Consider the following 18,526-nt stretch of genomic DNA (forward strand, 5'->3'; position numbering starts at 1 on the left):
AAAAGATCATGCTATACTACTTAAAATTCCTAAAATTTTAAGGAGGTATAAAAATGCCTTTAGTAAACCCTAAAGAATTATTCCAAAAATGCTATGGTAAATATGCAATAGGAGCCTTTAACGTAAATAATATGGAAATTTTGCAAGGAGTAATTGAAGCAGCAAAAGAAGAAAGATCACCATTAATTCTTCAAATATCAAAAGGTGCAAGAAATTATGCAAAACTTGTATACCTGATGAAGTTAATTGAAGCAGCAGTACAAGATGCTCCTGATATACCAATAGCAGTGCATTTAGATCATGGTGATAGTGTAGAACTCTGTAAAGAAGTTATTGATGCTGGTTTCACATCTGTAATGATTGATGGATCTCATCTTCCCTTTGAGGAGAATGTGAGAATCACAAAAGAAGTTGTTGATTATGCACACCCAAGAGGAGTAGCAGTAGAAGGAGAACTTGGAAGATTGGTTGGTGTTGAAGAACATGTAGTAGTTTCTGAAAGAGAAGCATCCTATACTGATCCGGATAAAGCAGTAGAATTTGTTGAGAGAACTGGAGTAGATTCCCTTGCTATAGCTATTGGTACAAGCCATGGTGCCTATAAGTTTAAAGGTGAACCTAAATTAGACTTTGACAGATTAAGAGAAATTGCTAAAAGACTTCCAGGATTTCCATTAGTCTTACATGGAGCATCTTCCGTACTCCCTGAATATGTAGAAAAGGCAAATAAATATGGAGCCAAATTAGGGGGAGCAAAAGGTGTACCAGAAGAAATGATAAGAGAAGCTACTAAAATGGGAATTTGTAAGGTAAATATAGATACTGATTTAAGACTTGCTGTTACTGCTACTATTAGAGAAATTTTTTCATTACATCCAGAGGAATTTGACCCAAGAAAATATCTTGGGCCAGCAAGAGACGAAGTCAAAAAATTAGTAAAACATAAATTAAGAAACGTACTTGGCTCAAGCGGACAGATATAATATAAAATAAAAAGGGAGAGAGATTATCTCTCTCCCTTTAAATATTGTATACTTCTTTTTAAATTCTCATGTTTTTCCTTTAAAGAGTTAATTTCTAAAATAATAGACCCCTTAAAATTTCTGATAAAATCTAAATATTCTTCAAACTGAATTTTCCCTTTTCCTAAGGAAAGATGCTCATCTTTTGTTCCATCATTATCATGTATATGAATATGGGTAATATATGGCCTTAATATTTCAAAAGATTTATTAACTCCTTGAGATGAAATATTTGCATGCCCAAAATCAAAGCAAACCTTTAATCTTTCTCTAAATGTATCAATAAATTTTTTAAACTCTTCTACATTTTCAAACAAATCATTATCATCAAAGTATGTATTTTCAAAGGTAATCTCTATACCATATTTATCCGCTTTATCCATTATTATTTCTAAAGATTTTTTCAGCCTTTTCTTTGCGAGATATTTTAGAAGGAAAATTCTTAAAGGGACTTGCCCAGGATGTATCACTGCCCTTTTAACACCTATCTTATATGCATAATCCAAAGCTTTCAAGACACTGTCTATACTACTCTTCCATATAAGGTCATTAAAGGAGCCTAAATTAATATCTATATAAGGAAGATGCATAGTAAGAAAGAAATTTTTATTTTCTGCATATTCTCTTATTCTTTCTGGTTTCTCTAACAGTCTTCCATTAAAAAATAAGACAAGATCTCCAAAAAGCTCTAAAGTATTACCTCCTAAATTTTGAGTAATGTCAATAGCTCTTCTTACTGAATAAGTTTTTAAAGATAAAAAAGAAAATCCTATTTTCATATTAGAAATATTATACTATAATTTATTAGGAGATATAACATTATGAAGAAAATACTTTTACTATTTATAGCTTTATATCTTTCTATATTTAGTTCCTCTTTTGCACAAGAGGATCTTACACTTTTTGATGCTAAATCAGCAGGTTTAGGATTTACTTTTGTAACCCTTAATAGTGAGGGAGAGACATACTTTTTTAGTCCCGCCACTTTATCTCTAAAAAAATTCTCCTATCTTTCCTTTTCTATAGATTCTACAAATAACCAAACTATAAAAATATCATACTTTTATCCATCTACTACTTTTTACGCCTTAAGTGTTGACTTATCCTTTGATCCCAATACCCAACAATATACTTTTAAAAATATAAGAGGAGCTATATCCTTTCCTCTCACCAATTACCTTTATTTTGGAACATCAGCAAATTATGTGGAAGAACAAAAATTGATAAAAGGTAATTTAGGTATACTTTTAAAAGTTGGGAACATAAAAACAGGTGTAGTAGGAGAAGGAATTACCATAGAAAAATTATCTGAAAATGAATATAAAGTAACTACATTCTTAAAATATAGCTTAGGTTTAAATCTTTCTCTATTTAATGATACAACTAACCTTTATTTAGATGTGGTAGATGTGGAAAAATTTTCAAATACAAAAGATTTGAATCTTTTAAGATTTGGTCTTGAACAAAATCTAGGAAATATATTAGTAATAAGATTGGGAAGCTCTGGAAATATTACAAATATACAAAACTATACCTTAGGCATAGGTTTAAATCTAAATCTATTAACTCTTAATTTTAGCACTTTTCTTGATAAGGAAGACTCATCAAATTCAAAATTAAAATACAAGCTCACAGGAACATTAAGATTTTAATAATCAATACCCCATCTTGCTTTAATTCCTTTTTGGTATGGATGTTTTATCTCTTTCATTTCTGTAACTAAATCCGCTTTTTCTTTTATACTTTCAGGCATATACCTTCCAGTTAATATTACTTCAAGATATTCGGGTTTTTTATTTAGAAAATCTATTACTTCCTCTTCCTTTATTAACCCATAATATATGGCAAGACTGATTTCATCTAACACCAATAGATCATACTTGTTGAAATTATTTAACACCTTTTGCCATCCCCCTCTCACCACTTCTAAATCCTTATCTGTAGGCCCATCCTTTCCTATAAAGCATTCCCCACAACCATAACATTCAATAATATTCTCTCTTATGCCCGAAGAATAAATACAATCTCTTCCAAACTGCCAAAAATCTAAATTTTCTACTTTCTGTGCAAAAAGGAACTCTCCAGTAAAACTATTACCCTTTACAAACTGCACAAAAAGTACCTTTAATCCATGTCCTAAAGCCCTTACAGCTTGCCCTAAAGCAGCAGTCGTTTTTCCTTTCCCATCACCCGTATATACCTGTATTAATCCATGTATCCTATTAGATGCAGACATAATATACGTCAATGATATTTTCTAATCTTTTTATTTTATTTAATACTTCTTCGCTTACAGGATTATCAATTACAAGTACCATTACTGCATCTTTACCTATCTCTTTTCTTCCTACTTGCATTGCAGCAATATTGATTTGATTTTCACCTAAAATAGTACCTACTTGACCAATAATACCTGGTTTGTCAATATGAAATGCGATTAAAAGATAAGGGGCAAGAGCAAGATCTAAATAATAGTCTTGTATCTTCAAAAGTCTCTCTTGACCTCTACTTACAGTTCCAGAAAGTTCTATAAACCCCTTCTCCGTTTTCAATCTCAATTTTAATGAAGTTCTGTATGTATCTGTTTCTTCTGTCCTTACTTCCTTAATCTTTAATTTTCTATCTTTTGCCATAGGAAGAGCATTTATTAGATTTACCTCTTCACCTAATATAGGTTCCAAAAATCCCTTAACTACTGCAGACGCAAGAGAAGTCTCTATTTTATTAGCCAATTCTCCACATATTTGTATCTCTAATTCTTCTGGATTGGCATTAACAACTTGAGCCAATAATTTTCCAAGTTTTTCTCCAAGCCTTATAAAGGGTAAAATCTCTGGAGAAACTTGAATTGGTAAGTTAACAGCATGGGTAACAACTTCTCCTTTAAAGAATCTTATTATATCTTCAGCCACAATAAGAGCAACCTTTTCTTGAGCCTCCTGAGTAGAAGCACCTAAATGGGGCGTAAGCACTACATTATCTAAGGTTAGGAGAGGATTATCAGGCTCTATAGGTTCACTCTTGAATACATCTAAGGCTGCACCAGCTATTTTTTTATCCTTCAATACCTCATAAAGAGCTGATTCATCTACAAGTCCACCTCTTGCACAATTAATAAGATAAGCAGTAGGTTTCATGCTTTCCAATTCTTTTTTTCCAATAAGGTTTTTCGTCTCTTGGGTCAATGGTAAATGTAATGAGACATAATCCGCTTCTCTTAGAAGATAATAAAGATCATCGGTAAGCTCAACTTCAAGTTCTTTTGCCTTCTCTAAGGAAATAAAAGGATCATAAGCAATAATTCTCATTCTAAAGGATTTTGCTCTCTTTGCTACCTCAGATCCAATTCTTCCAAGTCCAACCAAACCTAATGTTTTCCCATAAAGTTCATTACCTATAAAACTTTTTCTTTCCCATTTTCCTTGTTTTAAAAGCCAAAATGCGTGAGGAATTTTACGAGAAATAGCTAACATTAATCCAATAGTATGTTCACAAGCAGCTATAGTATTACCTTCAGGTGCATTTATTACAAGAATTCCCTTTCTTGTTGCTTCTTCTACATCAATATTATCAACTCCTACCCCTGCTCTACCAATAACTTTTAAGTTTTTAGCTCTTTCTATAACCTCTTTTGTGACTTTTGTCTCGGATCTAACCACTAAAGCAACATAATCCCCAATTATATTGAGAAGCTCCTCTTTAGGAAGCCCCGGCTTATAATCTACATCAAAATATTCTCTTAATTTATTTAAGCCAGCTTCAGCTAATGGATCAGAAACTAATACTTTATACCTTTCCATTCTTCCCCCTCCTAATTAGTATTTTGGGCAAAAATTTCTTCCGCTACTTGTACTCCTTTACCTTTTATTCCCTTATATCCTACATTTTCTAAGGATATTTCTATTGCAGATAATGCTACTAATATATCTGTAGGTTCCACATAGCCTACATGTCCTATTCTAAATATTTTACCCTTTAGGTTGCCTTGTCCTCCTGCCAAAACAATCCCAAACTTACTTCTTATATATTTTCTCAAATCATCGGGATTTACACCCTCAGGAGGAATTACAGGTGTAACTGCATCAGAAGCCCATCTTTCATCTGCAAGAAGTTTAGTTACACCAATAGCTTTTATAGCTTCTCTTACAGCCTTACCTAATAAACTATGTCTCTTAAAGTTATTTTCAAGACCTCTATTTAAAATATTTTCAAGTGATTTTTTTAAGGCAAAGAAAATAGAAACAGCTGGAGTAAAAGGAGTAGCTCCTTCTTCTAAAAATTTCTTTGCTTGTCTTAAATCAAAATAAAATCTTGGTAAATTTGCCTTCTCGTTAAACTTCCAAGCCAATTCACTTACCGATACCATAGCAAGACCAGGAGGGGTCTCTAAAGCTTTTTGAGAAGCAGTAACCACCACATCTATCTTGAGCTCATCTGTGGGTAAATCTATAGCTCCTAAAGAACTCACTGCATCTACAATTAAAAGTCTTTCAGGATTTTCTTTTACAATAGGTGCGAGCTCTTTTAAATTATTTGTAACTCCAGTGGAAGTTTCATTATGGGTCAAAAATACAGCTTTAACATTAGGATTTTCCTTTAAAGCTTTTTCAAGTACATCTGGTTCTATCCCTTTTCCAGGTTCGGTAACTATAGTTTTAACATTTAATCCATAAGCCTTACATATCTTTGCAAATCTCTCACCAAAAACTCCACAAATTCCTACTAAAACCTCATCTCCCTGAGAAAAGAAATTGGCAACTGCAGCCTCCATACCACCAGTACCAGAAGCTGTTAATATCAGTACATCATTCTCTGTTTTAAATACTTTCTTTAAAAGATCTGTGTTAGTTTTTAAAATGTTGGCAAACTCTGAGCCACGATGATTAATCATTTCTCTTGCCATCTCTAAGAGTACATCTTGTGGTACCGGAGTTGGACCTGGAATCAGTAGAAAGTTTTTAGGCATGAATCCTCACCTCCAATATTTTTTACTTAAATCATAATATAACTCCGCATTCTTCCTAATACTTTTAACTTCCTCCTCTGTGACACTACGTACAACTTTACCAGGTACTCCCAAAACAACAGAATAAGGAGGAATTTCTTTGCCTTGAGGTACTAATGATCCTGCGCCTATAATGGAATTTTCACCTATAATAGCTCCATCAAGAATAATTGCTCCCATACCAACAAGAGTATTATCACCAATTTTACATCCATGTAAAACTGCAGAGTGCCCTACAGTAACATATTTACCTATATATACAGGTTTTTCTTCATCCACATGAATAATAACATTCTCCTGTATATTTGAAAACTCATCAATAAAAATAGAGTCAAGATCACCCCTAATTACAGCAAAATCCCAGATATTAACCCCCTTCTTAAGTGTGACTTTACCAATAACGACAGCCCTATCAGAAATAAAAACCTCATCCCCTATTACGGGATAAAAACCATCAAAAGACTTTAACATAACTTAATACTCCTCAACAAAAAAGGGGAACCTCCTACGAGAATTCCCCTTTTCATCATTGAAAAGTTCTTGGTTTATATTCTAATATAAACTAATTTAAGGTGACAATAGAGTAAAGATTAAAATTTAATTAAGATGATAAATTTATATCAAAAAACTCAGATATTTTATCCTCTTCCAAAATTTCAGTTTTACCAAGCAACACTCCACCCTCTTCTACCGATATTTTCCCTCCCAGTTTCAAGTCCCCCTTAAATTTTCCTGTAGAAAGAATTTCTAAAGAACCTCTACAGATTATATTGCCAACCACTTCACCTATAATTATCACCTTATTAGCCTTTATATTACCATCAACAAATCCTGTCTTTCCTACAATGACTGCTTCCTTAGCCTCTATATCTCCTTTAAATCTACCATCAATTCTTAAAGAAGCTTTAGAAACAAGTTTACCTTCAAACTCTGACTGTCCCCCTATAACTGTATCCATAACTTCAGGCTTTTCTTTTCTTCCTAACATTATCTTCCTCCTTCCCTAAACTAATATAATTTACCAATTTTAATAATATCCACCGAAAGGTATGCGGATGGATTTACCGGATTACCCCCTCTTCTTACCTCATAATGCAAATGAGGTCCTATACTAGTTCCAGTACTTCCAACTCTACCTATAAATTGTCCTTTCTTCACATATTGGCCAACTCTTACAGCATAAGATGAGAGGTGAGCATAGTAAGTAGTAATACCTCTTCCATGGTTTATTTTTATAACTTTTCCATATCCACTTTCCCATCCCACATACGAAACTATCCCATCTGCAGTAGCATATACAGGAGCCCCCCAAAAAGTCACAATATCTATACCCGTATGAAATCTAGTCCTCCTAAATATGGGATGAAATCTCCAACCAAATCCTGAAGATATAAATCCAAAGGTAGGCCAACGGGAAGGTGTTACAGCAAGAAGACTCTTTCGGCGTTGTATCTCGTTTTCTACTCGTGCCAATTCTCTCTGTTTTTCATCAATTAATGTTTTTACTTCTATTATCTTTCTTTGAAAATCATATGTATCAATATCAGGTGCATAATCAATACCTAAGGAAACCACTTTTTTATCCTTGGGAGGAGGAAGACTTCCTTTTATACCAAGAATACTCTTAAGTTTTTTCTCTGTTTCCTCCAGTTCTTTTAATTTCTCTCTTAATATTTCTATCTCTTTAATTTGAGCCTTTTGTTTTTCCGTAACTTCTTCTAATATTTCCAAATGCTTAACTCTACTGAATTTGTTTGATGCAATCCTATATAGAGTTAAAGATGTACTAATTATACCAACAATGGCAAATATGACTAAGAGAATTATACTGAGATGAACCCTTCGTGTTTTTGCAGTAGAAGCATCATGGGGAATTATCATTATAGTAAAAAATTTTCTTTTCCACCACTTACTTTTTTTAGCCATATTTACCTCATATAGTTAAAAATTAAAGTTAACAAAGCAAATATTAAAATTTTGTAAAAAATTATACCAAAGAATACAAGATGTGTCAAGAAATAAGATTTTATCTTATTTACCTCATATTTACTTATGAAACAAAAAGAGTATAATTTATTAAAATAAGGTATCTATTACAGGAGGAACAAAAAATGACTTTGTTAAAGAACCTTGCAAACACGTTAACAATAACCAGATTTTTTATAGGATTTATCATATCGTATTTAGGGGTTTTAAAAAAGAAAGCTGGTTTAAAATATGCTGTAACTTGGCTAATAATTGCCTGGATAACAGATGTTCTTGATGGTTTCTTAGCAAGAAAGTCAAAAGCCCCAAAGGATTGGATTGGAGAACATGATCTCTATGCAGATATGACAGTATCGGCAGGAGTTCTTTTTTACCTTACTTCCTCAGGCTTTATATCCATAACCTTTTCTTTATCCTTTCTTATCATCTCTATAATTCTACTTACTTGGCTTAAGGCAAAAGCAATAGCAGATGGTATCCAAGCGGTACCATACGGATTGATGATTTATACTTCTATTAAAAATGATTTAACTTTAGGAATCTCTATTGTAATATATTTAATTCTACTTATAATTATTACATGGCCTCGGTTTCCAAAAGAAAAGGTACCAGAGTTTATTGAAGGAATAAAGAAAATATTCAAAAATGAAAAAAAATAGTAAAAGCCTCTTACATCTATCTTGGGAAACAGCTTTCTTTTGGGAAGGCTGTCCTTTATGCTTTTTAGTACAAAAATCTTTAAGAAGTTATATAGAAAATATATTATATGAAAGCGTTAATGATCCATCTCTGAGAGGAAAGATAAGAGAAAAAGGTGGATTTTGTGAGGAGCATTCTTTGCAACTAATTACCTTTAATGACCTCTTAGGTATAAGTATCATCTACGAAGATATAATAAAAAATTACACCTTACCAAATCTAAAAAAGAAAATAATAGCTAATAATATCTCTTGTATATTTTGCGAAAAGGAAAAGGAATATGAAAGACTATATATTCTTGCTTTAGAAGATGTACTTAGAAATAAGGATAGTTTTGAATTATGGAAAGAGAATGCCTATGACTTTTGCCAACCTCATAAAGAGATTATTAAAAATATAGCTCCAAATTTATATGCAAAGATAGAACCTTTCTCAAACACAAAAAGAAAAAAATACCCAGAACATATTTATAAAGCTTTCACATGGGATAGAGATTATGCAGAGCTTTTCTTAAAAAAACTTCAAATGATAAGGTATAACAAAGCAAAATGAAAGAATGCCCCATATGTAAAAAAATAAAAGAGGAAAAAGAAAAATTCTATAAATCTTTAAATAAACCCATTTATCTATGTAAAGAACATTTAAAAGAAGCCCTATTATTAAATCCCAGATTGTACCAAGACAAAGAAATTCAAAAAGAGGATATATGCCCAATATGCGAATTAGAAAAAAAGATTATTTCATACTATAATGGTGATTTCTCAGATCTTTGCCTTTACCATCTAAAAATTTTTGAAGATAAAATTCCAGAAAATACCTGGAAGATACTAATAAAAGAATGGGAAGATTATTTAAAACATATACATAATGTCATTGAAAGCTATAGTTATAACCAAACTCCATTAAAAGAAAATTATGTAATGGAAATATTAGATCTTCTTTTGGGAACGGCCAGAAAGATTAGATAATATTTTCTTAGCATAATCTTTCATCTCATTTAAATAATTTCTTTTCTCTTCTTCAGAAAGAGGAGCAAATTTCAAAGCATAATACAGACCAGCAAATTTTATACCATCTTCTCCCAAAGGGCGCATCATCTCATATAAACTTATATTATCCTTTATTAAACCTTTCTTTTTAAGCTTCTTTATAACTCTTCTAAAAATCCTATCCTCTTGAATAAGCCTAATCCTATCCATTAAATATTGGAAAAACCATATAATGAACAGAATAGATAAAGCAAATACAACATATCTATACTCTAAGGTTATCTTATATAAGAGGACAAATAAACCCTCAATTACCTTACCCATAGACGCAAAAAGTACACTTAATAGATTGACAGAGAGGGACTTATCTCTTTCTTCTATTAAGGGAGTGAAAGGTGTAGGATCAATAGGAATCCAACCTACTGGCTCTAAATAAACCTCTACCCAAGCATGTGCATTTTTTACCTTCACCTCAAACATTCCAGTCCAAGGATTCAAATCTCCAGGACCATAACCAGTAATAAATCTTGATGGAATCCCAATAATTCTTGCCATAACAGCAAAAGCGGAAGCAAATTGTTCACAATATCCCTTCTTTGTAACAAAAAGAAAATCATCCACTGCATCCATATCATCTGGAAGGGGAGGTATATCAAGAGAATACTCATATCTTTCTAAATACTTTTTTATTGCCATCAATTTATCCCATGGCTTTTCGTAACTCTTTGTAATTTCAAAGGTTAAATCATATATTCTTCTGGGAAGATTTGGTAACTGAAGATATCTTCTAAACTTATACTTGTCTGGAATTTTAGCATTTAGTAGATCCTTAGCTAACGGATAGATATCCTTATAAAAACTTGTATATATAAGACCCTTCGGTAAATCAAAAGGCGCTCTATATCCCTCTTCACCATCTATAAATATCAGGGGAGACGGGAAATAAAGTCTTTGACTATTATGGGGTAAAAATACTATATTACTTGGTATATCCTTTTCAATAAAATATGTAGCTCTATTTAACATACTTTCAGGGGGAGGATTATTCTTTAAAAGAAATGGCTGAGACATAGTAGTCACATCTTTTATTTCCTCTTCACTCTGATACCATCCAAAGCCATTGTATGTATCAAAAGCAATTCCTCGATGATATACCTCCCAGGAAGTTAGTACTCTAAATACTAATGTGGAGGATAACATTCCTCTTTGTCTTAAATCTACAAAAGGTGCAAACCCATAATATTCTTCTTTATCAAAAGGTAAAGGAGGGATTTTTCTTCCCTCAGGCAATTTATAGAGATTTGTATTTTGCATACTATAAGGTGAAGATAATTCTCCTTGAATATTTGTAATTCGTGTAATTAATTGAGACATTATATCTTGTCTAAAACCTATATGAATATTCTTAGGCAAGATGGGAAAAAGTAGAAAACCTATAAGTAATACGATAAAAAATGAGATTGCTACTCTTGAAAATGATGGTTTGTAATTATTTAATAAAAATAAGGTAATTACAAAACCCAAGAGATAAAATAATATAAAGACTATAAAAAGGCTTTCACGGGCAAAAATTCCTGAAATAACCATCAAAATTAAACTTATAAAGAAGGAAAAAGACAAATCAAGTCTTGTTGGTAAATCGAGGCTATGGAGAGTATTAAGATTTATAAGAAAAACTCCTAATGGTAACCTGGGATCAAAAGGATTTTTAATGAGTTCCACAAAAAACTGCCTTAAAAGATAAAGCATACCAATAGTCATAAATATTTTTAGAATTACATTATTCTTTCTCCTTCGAAGATAACTAAAAATATAACCAAAAGCTGTAAATAAAAGAATACCCCCAATATATACTGCAGAAAGATTTAAGAAATACCAAACCGAAAGGATAGACATAAAAACAAGGTAAAAGATCGCCAGTCTTATTGCAATAGAGTCTTCAATTCTATTATCTCTAACATCTATTCTCTTCCTTTCCATAACCTTAATGATTTTACTTCACTCCAATAAGTTTTTTCAAGCTTGTGTAATAAACAAAAACCTATTTAAAAATTCCTGAGGATCTTCTTTTAATGTATAGATCATAAAATTCTTGCTAAAAATATTCTCTTCATGAAATTCAACCCCTATAAAGTTTTTATGGCTAATTTTCCCATCCCAGAATAAGTAATCCAGTGAGAAAACCAAATCTACCTTATTATGATCATATGAACAATCTTCTTTTGAATTCTCCTTAAGATCCATTTCTGCCAGATAAATCCTTAGATCTTCTATATTTTTTAGATTAATATATTCTTTATCTGTCAAAGCCCTTATGAATAGTTTGGTATTTAAGAAAAAAGATAATAATGCAATAGAATGTACAAATCTTAAAAGCTCATCAAATTCTTTTTCTGCCACTTTATCCTTCTTACCTATTTTATTATCTATTAAAATATAAATTTCTTTTCTCGTTAACTTTTCAAAACTTTTAGAAAGAAGCTTTCCCTTTTTAGCAGAAGCCTTCCAAGCTATTACTTTTAGAGGATCTTGAGGTTGATAATCTCTCAAAGAATGGAATTCTTCTCCTTGTACAGAAGGGATAGAAAAAGAAGTTTTTGTACCCCCTTCACCAATAAGATAGAGATCCTTAGACAATGGATAATATAAAGGATAAACATATGAAATACCATTTACTCCATATTTCTTGTAAAGATATAAAAGTCCTAAGGATCCTGTAAATTTGACTCTCAATTTATTAAAGGATGTAACTCCCCTTTTCTCAAAATTGTACATCAAAGAAATTTCCTTTTTCTCTTTTCTACTTAATCCTCCCACAAAAACCTTATCTTTCCCTAAAAGAATATAAATCTGACTTTTAGGAATATTACCTTTATTCTCGATAAATACGCATATGTTTTCTGAAGTTCCTTCCATTACAAGTTTTGGAGTTTTAATCTCCAACGTCAAAAAAAGAGGTTGTAATATCAATTCTAAAAGATTCCATAGGAAAAGGCTAAAAATGAAAGAAGACATTAGAATTACTGGTACAGAATAAACATTAATACTCACCAATAGAATGATTACATCTAAAAAAAAGAGTAAAAATCCTAATGGTGTGAAATTAATATAAATCACAATACCCTTACCTTTGGTATCTTTACCTTCTTTAAAATATCTTTCACAAGCTCTTCTCTACGAGATCTGGTTGTATTATCTCCTTCCGCTGGCACTATTCTATGCACAAGTACAGGAATAACCATTTTAATTACATCCTCTGGTATCACATATTCCCTTCCATCAAGTAGAGCAAAAGCTTGAGATCCCCTCATCAAAGCAATAGAGGCCCTTGGCCCTGCCCCAAGGGAAAAATTAGAATCTTTCCTTGTAGCATCAGTTATATTTACAATATATTTAAGAATATCCCTATCAATATAAACCTCTTTCACTATATCTTGAGCCTTTAAGAGATCTTCCTTCTTCCATACCGGTTCTATTTTTTCAAGAGGATGGTAAAGTTTTTGATTTTCCAACATTTCCACTTCCTTTTCCAAAGGTAAATATCCTATAGAAAGGGAAATAAAAAATCTATCTAACTGGGATTCGGGCAAAGGATAAGTTCCAAAATGCTCTCTTGGGTTCTGCGTAGCAATAACCATAAAGGGTTTAGGTAAGAAATATAAAACACCGTCAATAGTTACTTTTCCTTCATCCATAGCCTCTAAGAGACCTGCTTGAGTCCTCGGAGATGTTCTATTAATTTCATCAGCCAAAAGTATATTAGTAAAAATAGGTCCTGGCTTAAATTCAAATTCTAAGGTTTTAGGATTAAAAACATTTACTCCTATAATGTCAGAAGGCATAGTATCAGGTGTGAACTGAATCCTCTTAAAATCTAATTCAATACTTTCTGCCAAAGCCTTAGCAAGTACAGTTTTACCAACTCCCGGCACATCTTCCAAAAGTACATTTCCCTTACTAATCAACGCTACAATCATATAATCAATTATTTCATCTTTTCCTATAATAACCCTCTTAACATTCTCTCTTAAAACCTTTATTTTTTCTATTATCTCATTTAAAATAGTACTCTTCATAATAACTATTATCCTCTCCTTAACCTATTAATCATGTGTCTTATAACTGCTATGATACCACCAACAGTCATGACAAAATTAAAAATGTTTAGATAAAATTCAAATGGGAAAAACCATTTAGAGATATAATGAATAAAAACCACTATCTCTAAAATAAGCCCCATAAAGAGGATAACTAATATTCCTCTATAAAATTCCATTCCATAACCTCCTTAAATATTTTCACAATTAAATTTTACACCAAAATCTTAACTTATTTACAGCCCTCTTTTTATAAACCTTTACACTACTCGGAGAAAGCCCTAAAATCTTTGCAGTCTTTCTTATGCTTAATTTATTGAAATAAACTAACATTACTATCTCCTTTTCTCTTTTCGATAAACAAGAAAAATCAATTATCTTTTCCTCTTGTACTTCTTCTTTGTAAACCTCAATTTCCCCTAATTCCTCCACATATTCTTCCTCATATCTTAATCTTGTCCTTATTCTTAAAAGAGCATAATACAGAGACTTTTTTAAGTAAGAAGATAACTCTCCCTTTTGAGGGTCATACCTTTTTAGGAGCTCTAATAATGCTAATTCACCTTCCTGTTTAAAATCCTCAAAATCTATATCCTTTGTAAAAAGAAGCCCTAAATATTTGTAAAGCAATGGTTTATAAGCCAAGAATAATATTTCTACATTCATTTTTCCCTTCCTCCCATAAAATTTTCTATATTATATTTACTATTTGTAAAATTATCAAGTTCTTTTTTATCTAATAGTAAATTTCAAAAATTGAAACTAAACAATAGTTGATCTAATAAAAAGTGATATAATAATTAGTTAAAAGAGAAGAAGGGAGGGCAAATCTTGATATTAAGCGATAGAGATATAAAAAAATATCTAAGAGAAGGAAAACTAAACATACATCCCTTAGATGACCCAGAAAAACAGATTCAACCATCTTCTGTAGATTTAAGATTGGGAAATATCTTCCTCCACTTTAAAGTTGAAGGTAGAGCATATATAGATCCTTCTCAAGATAAACCCCAAGATTTAATGGAAAAAATAGAGGTAGAAAATGGAAAACCCTTTTTCTTAAGACCTGGTGAATTTGTTCTTGGTACTACTATTGAGACAGTTAAACTGCCTGATGATTTAGTGGCAAGGGTAGATGGTAGATCAAGCCTGGGAAGACTTGGAATTATCGTACATGCAACGGCAGGATATGTGGATCCAGGTTTCTGTGGACAAATCACCTTAGAGCTTTCAAATATAAATCGGGTACCTGTTGCACTATATCCAGGCATGAGAATATGCCAAATATCTTTTTATACCCTCACATCACCCTCCGAGACTCCATATTATAAAAAAGAGGGAAGTAAATACCAAAATCAAAAAGGGCCAACTGCCAGTAGGCTTGATATAGATTTTTGCAAAAAGGAGGAAAAATAAAATGGAGTGGAGAAAAGTATCTTTTGGAAAAAGAGAGGTTTGTTATGAAATTACATTAAATAACTTAAAAATGATTGTTACTGCAGATGTAGGACCAAGGATACTCTTTTTTGGTTTTAAGGATGGCGAAAACGTTCTATTTCATGATGTAGAAGAAAAACTATCCATTGGCGAAATGAAACTTTACGGAGGACATCGTTTTTGGATATCCCCAGAATCTAAGGATACCTATAATCCTGATAATAGCCCTTGTAAAGTAGTAGAAGAAGAGGATAAAATAAGCTTCATTTCCTTTGACCCTATCACCCAAATGGAAAAGAAATTAAGCATTTTAGAGAAAAATGGTAATTTTATTGTAAGACATATCCTAACAAACAAAAGTAAAACTCTATATCCTGGAGCCATATGGGCTTTAACCTGTATTCCCCCTAAAAAGGGCATTATCTTTTTCCCATGGGGCACAAGAGGAGATTGGCAGCTTAAAAAGATTATTTATTGGCAAAAATGGGGTGAATCAAGTAGTACAAATATAAAAAGTAGTCAATTTGTACCAGAAGAAGATCTCTTTCTCATTTATCCTTCAGGAGAAGAAGGAAAAGTAGGTACCGCTGGTTACGAGGGTTTCGTTGGAGTTACAACAGATAATTATACTTTTATAAAGAAGTTTAATTATATAGAAGGAGCTCTTTATCCAGATGATAACTGTGCTATAGAAGTTTATACATCATCCAATTTTTGTGAATTGGAGACTTTAAGTCCCATGTATACTCTAATTCCAAATGCTGAGGTCATGCATGATGAAGAATGGATTCTACTTCCTTATAAAGTAGATCCCCAAAATGGGTATGAGGTGAGAAAAATCTTGAGGTGACCTAAATGGAAAAGAAATTTATAATAGTTATCTTTGGCGGATTAGGAGATCTAGCAAGGAATAAAATATATCCTGTACTTTATAGTCTTTATAAGAAGTATAGGCTTATAAATTGCACAAAAATTATAAGTACAGGAAGAAGACCTAATATAAATAAGGAAGAATTTTATAAGATATTAAAGGAATCTATAAAATCAGAAGATAATAATTTTTCAGCCCTTTTCGATTTTGTTAAATTAGATCTAGAAAAACCAGAAGATTATATTAACCTCAAAACCGTCATATCTAATTATAAAGATGATGAATATATCTTTTATCTTGCTACTCCTCCTTTTACCTTTGAAAATATAATTAAAAATTTAGGTGAGTTTCTAAAAGATTATCCAAATAAGAAAAAAATTGTTATTGAAAAACCTTTTGGATACGATCTTGAATCAGCAATAAAACTAAATAAACTTTTAAAGAATTATTTCAAAGAGGATGAGATATATAGAATAGATCATTTTCTCGGTAAGGAAACAGTACAGAACATCTTTGGCTTAAGATTCTCCAACATAATATTTGAAGGTATATGGAACAGAAACTTTATAGATCATATTCAAATCTCCGCCTTAGAAGACATAGGAGTTGAAGGAAGGCTCGGATATTATGATAAAGTAGGAGCTTTAAGAGATATGATACAAAATCATTTAATACAAATTTTATCTCTCATAGCTATGGAACCTCCATGCTGTATAGATGAAAAGGCAATAAGAGATGAAAAAGTAAAAGTTTTAAAAAGTATTAGAGAGATAAAATATGAAGAAGTACCAAACTTTGCAGTAAGAGGCCAATACAAAGGATATCTAATAGATGAAAATCTTAATAAATCAAACACGGAAACATATGCGGTAGTAAAATTTTATATTGAGAATATAAGATGGGATGGCATACCTTTTTATTTAAGAACAGGTAAAAAATTAAAGAAAAAAGAAACCTCTGTAATCATAGTATTTAGAAAAATCCCAGGCTTATTTTCTAAAATTTTAGATTGCATTCCCCAAGAAAATATTATTGGTTTTAAAATAGCACCTGAAAATAAAATAGTTTTAAATTTCCAACTTCGTCCCTTAGGAGGGAGTATACTCTCTTGCCCTATGCCTACATCTATGGAATGGAGCGGACCTAACACTGAAGCATATGAAACCCTATTTTTAGATATCATAGAAGGAGATCAAACTCTCTTTATAAGAGAAGATGAGATAGAAAAATCTTGGGAGATTGTACAACCAATATTGGATTTCTGGAAAAATGATCCCAATATCCCTATGTATGAACCATACACTTACGGACCTAAAGAGGCGGAAGAGTTTATAAGAAAAGATGGCAGGGAATGGAGGTATCTTTAATATTTGGGAATAATAAAATCTATTAAATTTAAGAAAAATAGTTTTGAATATATCAAACCCTTTAGCATATCAGTAGGAACATCTGTCAGTACTCATAATATAGAAGTAATTTTAGAAACAGAAGAAGGATACACGGGATTTGGTGAAGCGTCTCCATCTTTTAGAGTCACTGGAGAAAGGGTAGAGTCATTATTAAGCTTAGAAAAGGCAATAAATGACGCTTTAAAAGGAGAAAATACCAGGAAATATAAAAGAATCTTTGCAAAAACAGACAAATTCTTTTCCCATCCAAGTTTAAAAACAAGCATACAATATGCTGTCCTTGATGCTCTATGCGAAGAACTTGGAATACATGTTTGCGAATTTCTTGGAGGAATGAAAGATATTATTGAAACAGATAAAACTATAGGTATAGCATCCATAGAAGAAAGAATTACAGAAGCAGAAAAAGCCTATAAAGAAGGCTTTAGAATACTAAAGATAAAAAATTGGAAAGAACCTTCATGAAGATTTAGAAGTTATGGAAGAGATATACAAAAGAACAAAAGGTGCTACATATATTTTAGACGCTAATACTTCCTATACCCCTAAGTTAGCCATTCTATATACCCAAAAACTTTTCCAAAAAGGAATTGACATAGCTTTATTAGAACAGCCTGTTCCTATCCACGATAAGGAAGGTTTAAGGTTAGTAAGATTTAATTCTCCCTATCCAATAGGAGCTGATGAAAGTGCAAAAAATAAATACGACGTATTGGATTTAATAAAAAATGAGGCAGTAGATTACATAAATATTAAACTCATGAAATGTGGGATATCTGATGCTTTGAACATAGTTGAAATAGCTCAAGCCTCGCATATAGGCTTAATGCTAGGATGCATGGGAGAATCAAGTCTTGGGATTAATCAAAGTATTCATTTTGCTCTTGGAACAGGAGCCTTTACCTTTCACGACTTAGATAGTGCTTTCATGCTAAAAGAAGATAAATTTAGGGGTAAATATAAAGTAAAGATACCATATTACGGGGTTAATTAACCATATATATTATGTTA

General features: G+C 31.7%; 20 protein-coding genes and 1 pseudogene. 9 read left to right on the forward strand and 12 right to left on the reverse strand.

The genetic code is table 11. The annotated features are described in order from the left end of the window. The first annotated feature begins 53 nt into the window (after window positions 1-53). The gene (gene fba, locus ACY3JM_RS00135) at window positions 54-983 is read left to right on the forward strand and encodes a class II fructose-1,6-bisphosphate aldolase (RefSeq protein WP_463082767.1); all 930 of its coding nucleotides are present in this window, start codon (window positions 54-56) and stop codon (window positions 981-983) included. Window positions 984-1,006: 23 nt separating this feature from the next. Here fba and ACY3JM_RS00140 read toward each other — a convergent pair whose 3' ends face one another. Further along, window positions 1,007-1,801 carry a sugar phosphate isomerase/epimerase family protein gene (locus ACY3JM_RS00140; RefSeq protein WP_463082768.1) on the reverse strand — a complete coding sequence of 265 codons (795 nt, stop codon included), beginning with the start codon at window positions 1,799-1,801 and terminating at the stop codon, window positions 1,007-1,009. A 42-nt stretch (window positions 1,802-1,843) separates the two neighbouring features. Between ACY3JM_RS00140 and ACY3JM_RS00145 the strand changes: the two genes are divergently transcribed. Further along, complete coding sequence (locus tag ACY3JM_RS00145) at window positions 1,844-2,674, forward strand: hypothetical protein (protein ID WP_463111382.1); 831 nt, start codon at window positions 1,844-1,846, stop codon at window positions 2,672-2,674. Here ACY3JM_RS00145 and ACY3JM_RS00150 read toward each other — a convergent pair. From ACY3JM_RS00150 to ACY3JM_RS00175, 6 genes are all read right to left on the reverse strand, one after another. Then, the gene (locus ACY3JM_RS00150) at window positions 2,671-3,258 is read right to left on the reverse strand and encodes a cob(I)yrinic acid a,c-diamide adenosyltransferase (protein WP_463111383.1); all 588 of its coding nucleotides are present in this window, start codon (window positions 3,256-3,258) and stop codon (window positions 2,671-2,673) included. The genes ACY3JM_RS00145 and ACY3JM_RS00150 overlap by 4 nt on opposite strands. After that, window positions 3,245-4,822, reverse strand: coding sequence for a phosphoglycerate dehydrogenase (gene serA / locus ACY3JM_RS00155; RefSeq protein WP_463082771.1), 1,578 nt, complete (start codon window positions 4,820-4,822; stop codon window positions 3,245-3,247). The genes ACY3JM_RS00150 and serA overlap by 14 nt, the downstream gene beginning before the upstream one ends. An 11-nt stretch (window positions 4,823-4,833) precedes the next feature. Beyond that, window positions 4,834-5,988 carry a pyridoxal-phosphate-dependent aminotransferase family protein gene (locus tag ACY3JM_RS00160; RefSeq protein WP_463111384.1) on the reverse strand — a complete coding sequence of 385 codons (1,155 nt, stop codon included), beginning with the start codon at window positions 5,986-5,988 and terminating at the stop codon, window positions 4,834-4,836. 6 nt (window positions 5,989-5,994) lie between these two features. Next, window positions 5,995-6,498, reverse strand: coding sequence for a gamma carbonic anhydrase family protein (locus ACY3JM_RS00165; protein WP_463082773.1), 504 nt, complete (start codon window positions 6,496-6,498; stop codon window positions 5,995-5,997). A 130-nt stretch (window positions 6,499-6,628) separates the two neighbouring features. Then, window positions 6,629-7,015: a bactofilin family protein gene (locus tag ACY3JM_RS00170; protein ID WP_463082774.1), complete on the reverse strand. Its 387-nt coding sequence runs from the start codon at window positions 7,013-7,015 to the stop codon at window positions 6,629-6,631. Window positions 7,016-7,035: 20 nt separating this feature from the next. Beyond that, window positions 7,036-7,953 carry a peptidoglycan DD-metalloendopeptidase family protein gene (locus ACY3JM_RS00175; protein ID WP_463082775.1) on the reverse strand — a complete coding sequence of 306 codons (918 nt, stop codon included), beginning with the start codon at window positions 7,951-7,953 and terminating at the stop codon, window positions 7,036-7,038. Between the two features lie 185 nt (window positions 7,954-8,138). Here ACY3JM_RS00175 and ACY3JM_RS00180 point away from each other — a divergent pair, with 185 nt between their 5' ends. The 3 genes from ACY3JM_RS00180 to ACY3JM_RS00190 are packed head-to-tail and all read left to right on the forward strand — an operon-like array spanning window position 8,139 to window position 9,680. Beyond that, window positions 8,139-8,672 carry a CDP-alcohol phosphatidyltransferase family protein gene (locus tag ACY3JM_RS00180; RefSeq protein ID WP_463082776.1) on the forward strand — a complete coding sequence of 178 codons (534 nt, stop codon included), beginning with the start codon at window positions 8,139-8,141 and terminating at the stop codon, window positions 8,670-8,672. Further along, window positions 8,659-9,264 carry a DUF6062 family protein gene (locus tag ACY3JM_RS00185; RefSeq protein WP_463111385.1) on the forward strand — a complete coding sequence of 202 codons (606 nt, stop codon included), beginning with the start codon at window positions 8,659-8,661 and terminating at the stop codon, window positions 9,262-9,264. Before ACY3JM_RS00180 ends, ACY3JM_RS00185 begins: the two co-directional genes overlap by 14 nt. Beyond that, window positions 9,261-9,680, forward strand: a complete 420-nt coding sequence (locus tag ACY3JM_RS00190) for a hypothetical protein (protein WP_463111386.1) — start codon at window positions 9,261-9,263, stop codon at window positions 9,678-9,680. Before ACY3JM_RS00185 ends, ACY3JM_RS00190 begins: the two co-directional genes overlap by 4 nt. Here the strand turns inward: ACY3JM_RS00190 and ACY3JM_RS00195 are convergent. The 5 genes from ACY3JM_RS00195 to ACY3JM_RS00215 form a co-directional block, all read right to left on the reverse strand. Continuing rightward, on the reverse strand, window positions 9,642-11,681 hold the full coding sequence (locus tag ACY3JM_RS00195) for a transglutaminase TgpA family protein (protein ID WP_463111387.1): 2,040 nt from the start codon (window positions 11,679-11,681) through the stop codon (window positions 9,642-9,644). The two genes, ACY3JM_RS00190 and ACY3JM_RS00195, sit on opposite strands and share 39 nt — an antisense overlap. A 36-nt stretch (window positions 11,682-11,717) precedes the next feature. Next, a complete protein-coding gene (locus ACY3JM_RS00200) occupies window positions 11,718-12,752 on the reverse strand; it encodes a DUF58 domain-containing protein (RefSeq protein WP_463111388.1) in 1,035 nt (344 codons plus the stop codon). A gap of 62 nt (window positions 12,753-12,814) precedes the next feature. Further along, complete coding sequence (locus ACY3JM_RS00205) at window positions 12,815-13,777, reverse strand: AAA family ATPase (RefSeq protein ID WP_463082781.1); 963 nt, start codon at window positions 13,775-13,777, stop codon at window positions 12,815-12,817. Between the two features lie 8 nt (window positions 13,778-13,785). After that, complete coding sequence (locus ACY3JM_RS00210) at window positions 13,786-13,977, reverse strand: hypothetical protein (RefSeq protein WP_463082782.1); 192 nt, start codon at window positions 13,975-13,977, stop codon at window positions 13,786-13,788. A gap of 28 nt (window positions 13,978-14,005) precedes the next feature. Beyond that, window positions 14,006-14,464, reverse strand: coding sequence for a sigma-70 family RNA polymerase sigma factor (locus ACY3JM_RS00215; RefSeq protein ID WP_463082783.1), 459 nt, complete (start codon window positions 14,462-14,464; stop codon window positions 14,006-14,008). A 165-nt stretch (window positions 14,465-14,629) separates the two neighbouring features. Between ACY3JM_RS00215 and dcd the strand changes: the two genes are divergently transcribed. The 4 genes and pseudogenes from dcd (at window position 14,630) to ACY3JM_RS00235 (ending at window position 18,509) form a co-directional block, all read left to right on the forward strand. Further along, on the forward strand, window positions 14,630-15,214 hold the full coding sequence (dcd, locus tag ACY3JM_RS00220; RefSeq protein WP_463111389.1) for a dCTP deaminase: 585 nt from the start codon (window positions 14,630-14,632) through the stop codon (window positions 15,212-15,214). Window position 15,215: 1 nt separating this feature from the next. Continuing rightward, on the forward strand, window positions 15,216-16,085 hold the full coding sequence (locus ACY3JM_RS00225) for a hypothetical protein (protein WP_463082785.1): 870 nt from the start codon (window positions 15,216-15,218) through the stop codon (window positions 16,083-16,085). 5 nt (window positions 16,086-16,090) lie between these two features. Beyond that, window positions 16,091-17,473: a glucose-6-phosphate dehydrogenase gene (zwf, locus tag ACY3JM_RS00230; RefSeq protein ID WP_463111390.1), complete on the forward strand. Its 1,383-nt coding sequence runs from the start codon at window positions 16,091-16,093 to the stop codon at window positions 17,471-17,473. 3 nt (window positions 17,474-17,476) lie between these two features. Next, window positions 17,477-18,509 (forward strand): annotated as a pseudogene (locus ACY3JM_RS00235) (L-Ala-D/L-Glu epimerase). Window positions 18,510-18,526: the final 17 nt, after the last annotated feature.

The organism is Dictyoglomus sp. SSW (assembly GCF_055181335.1).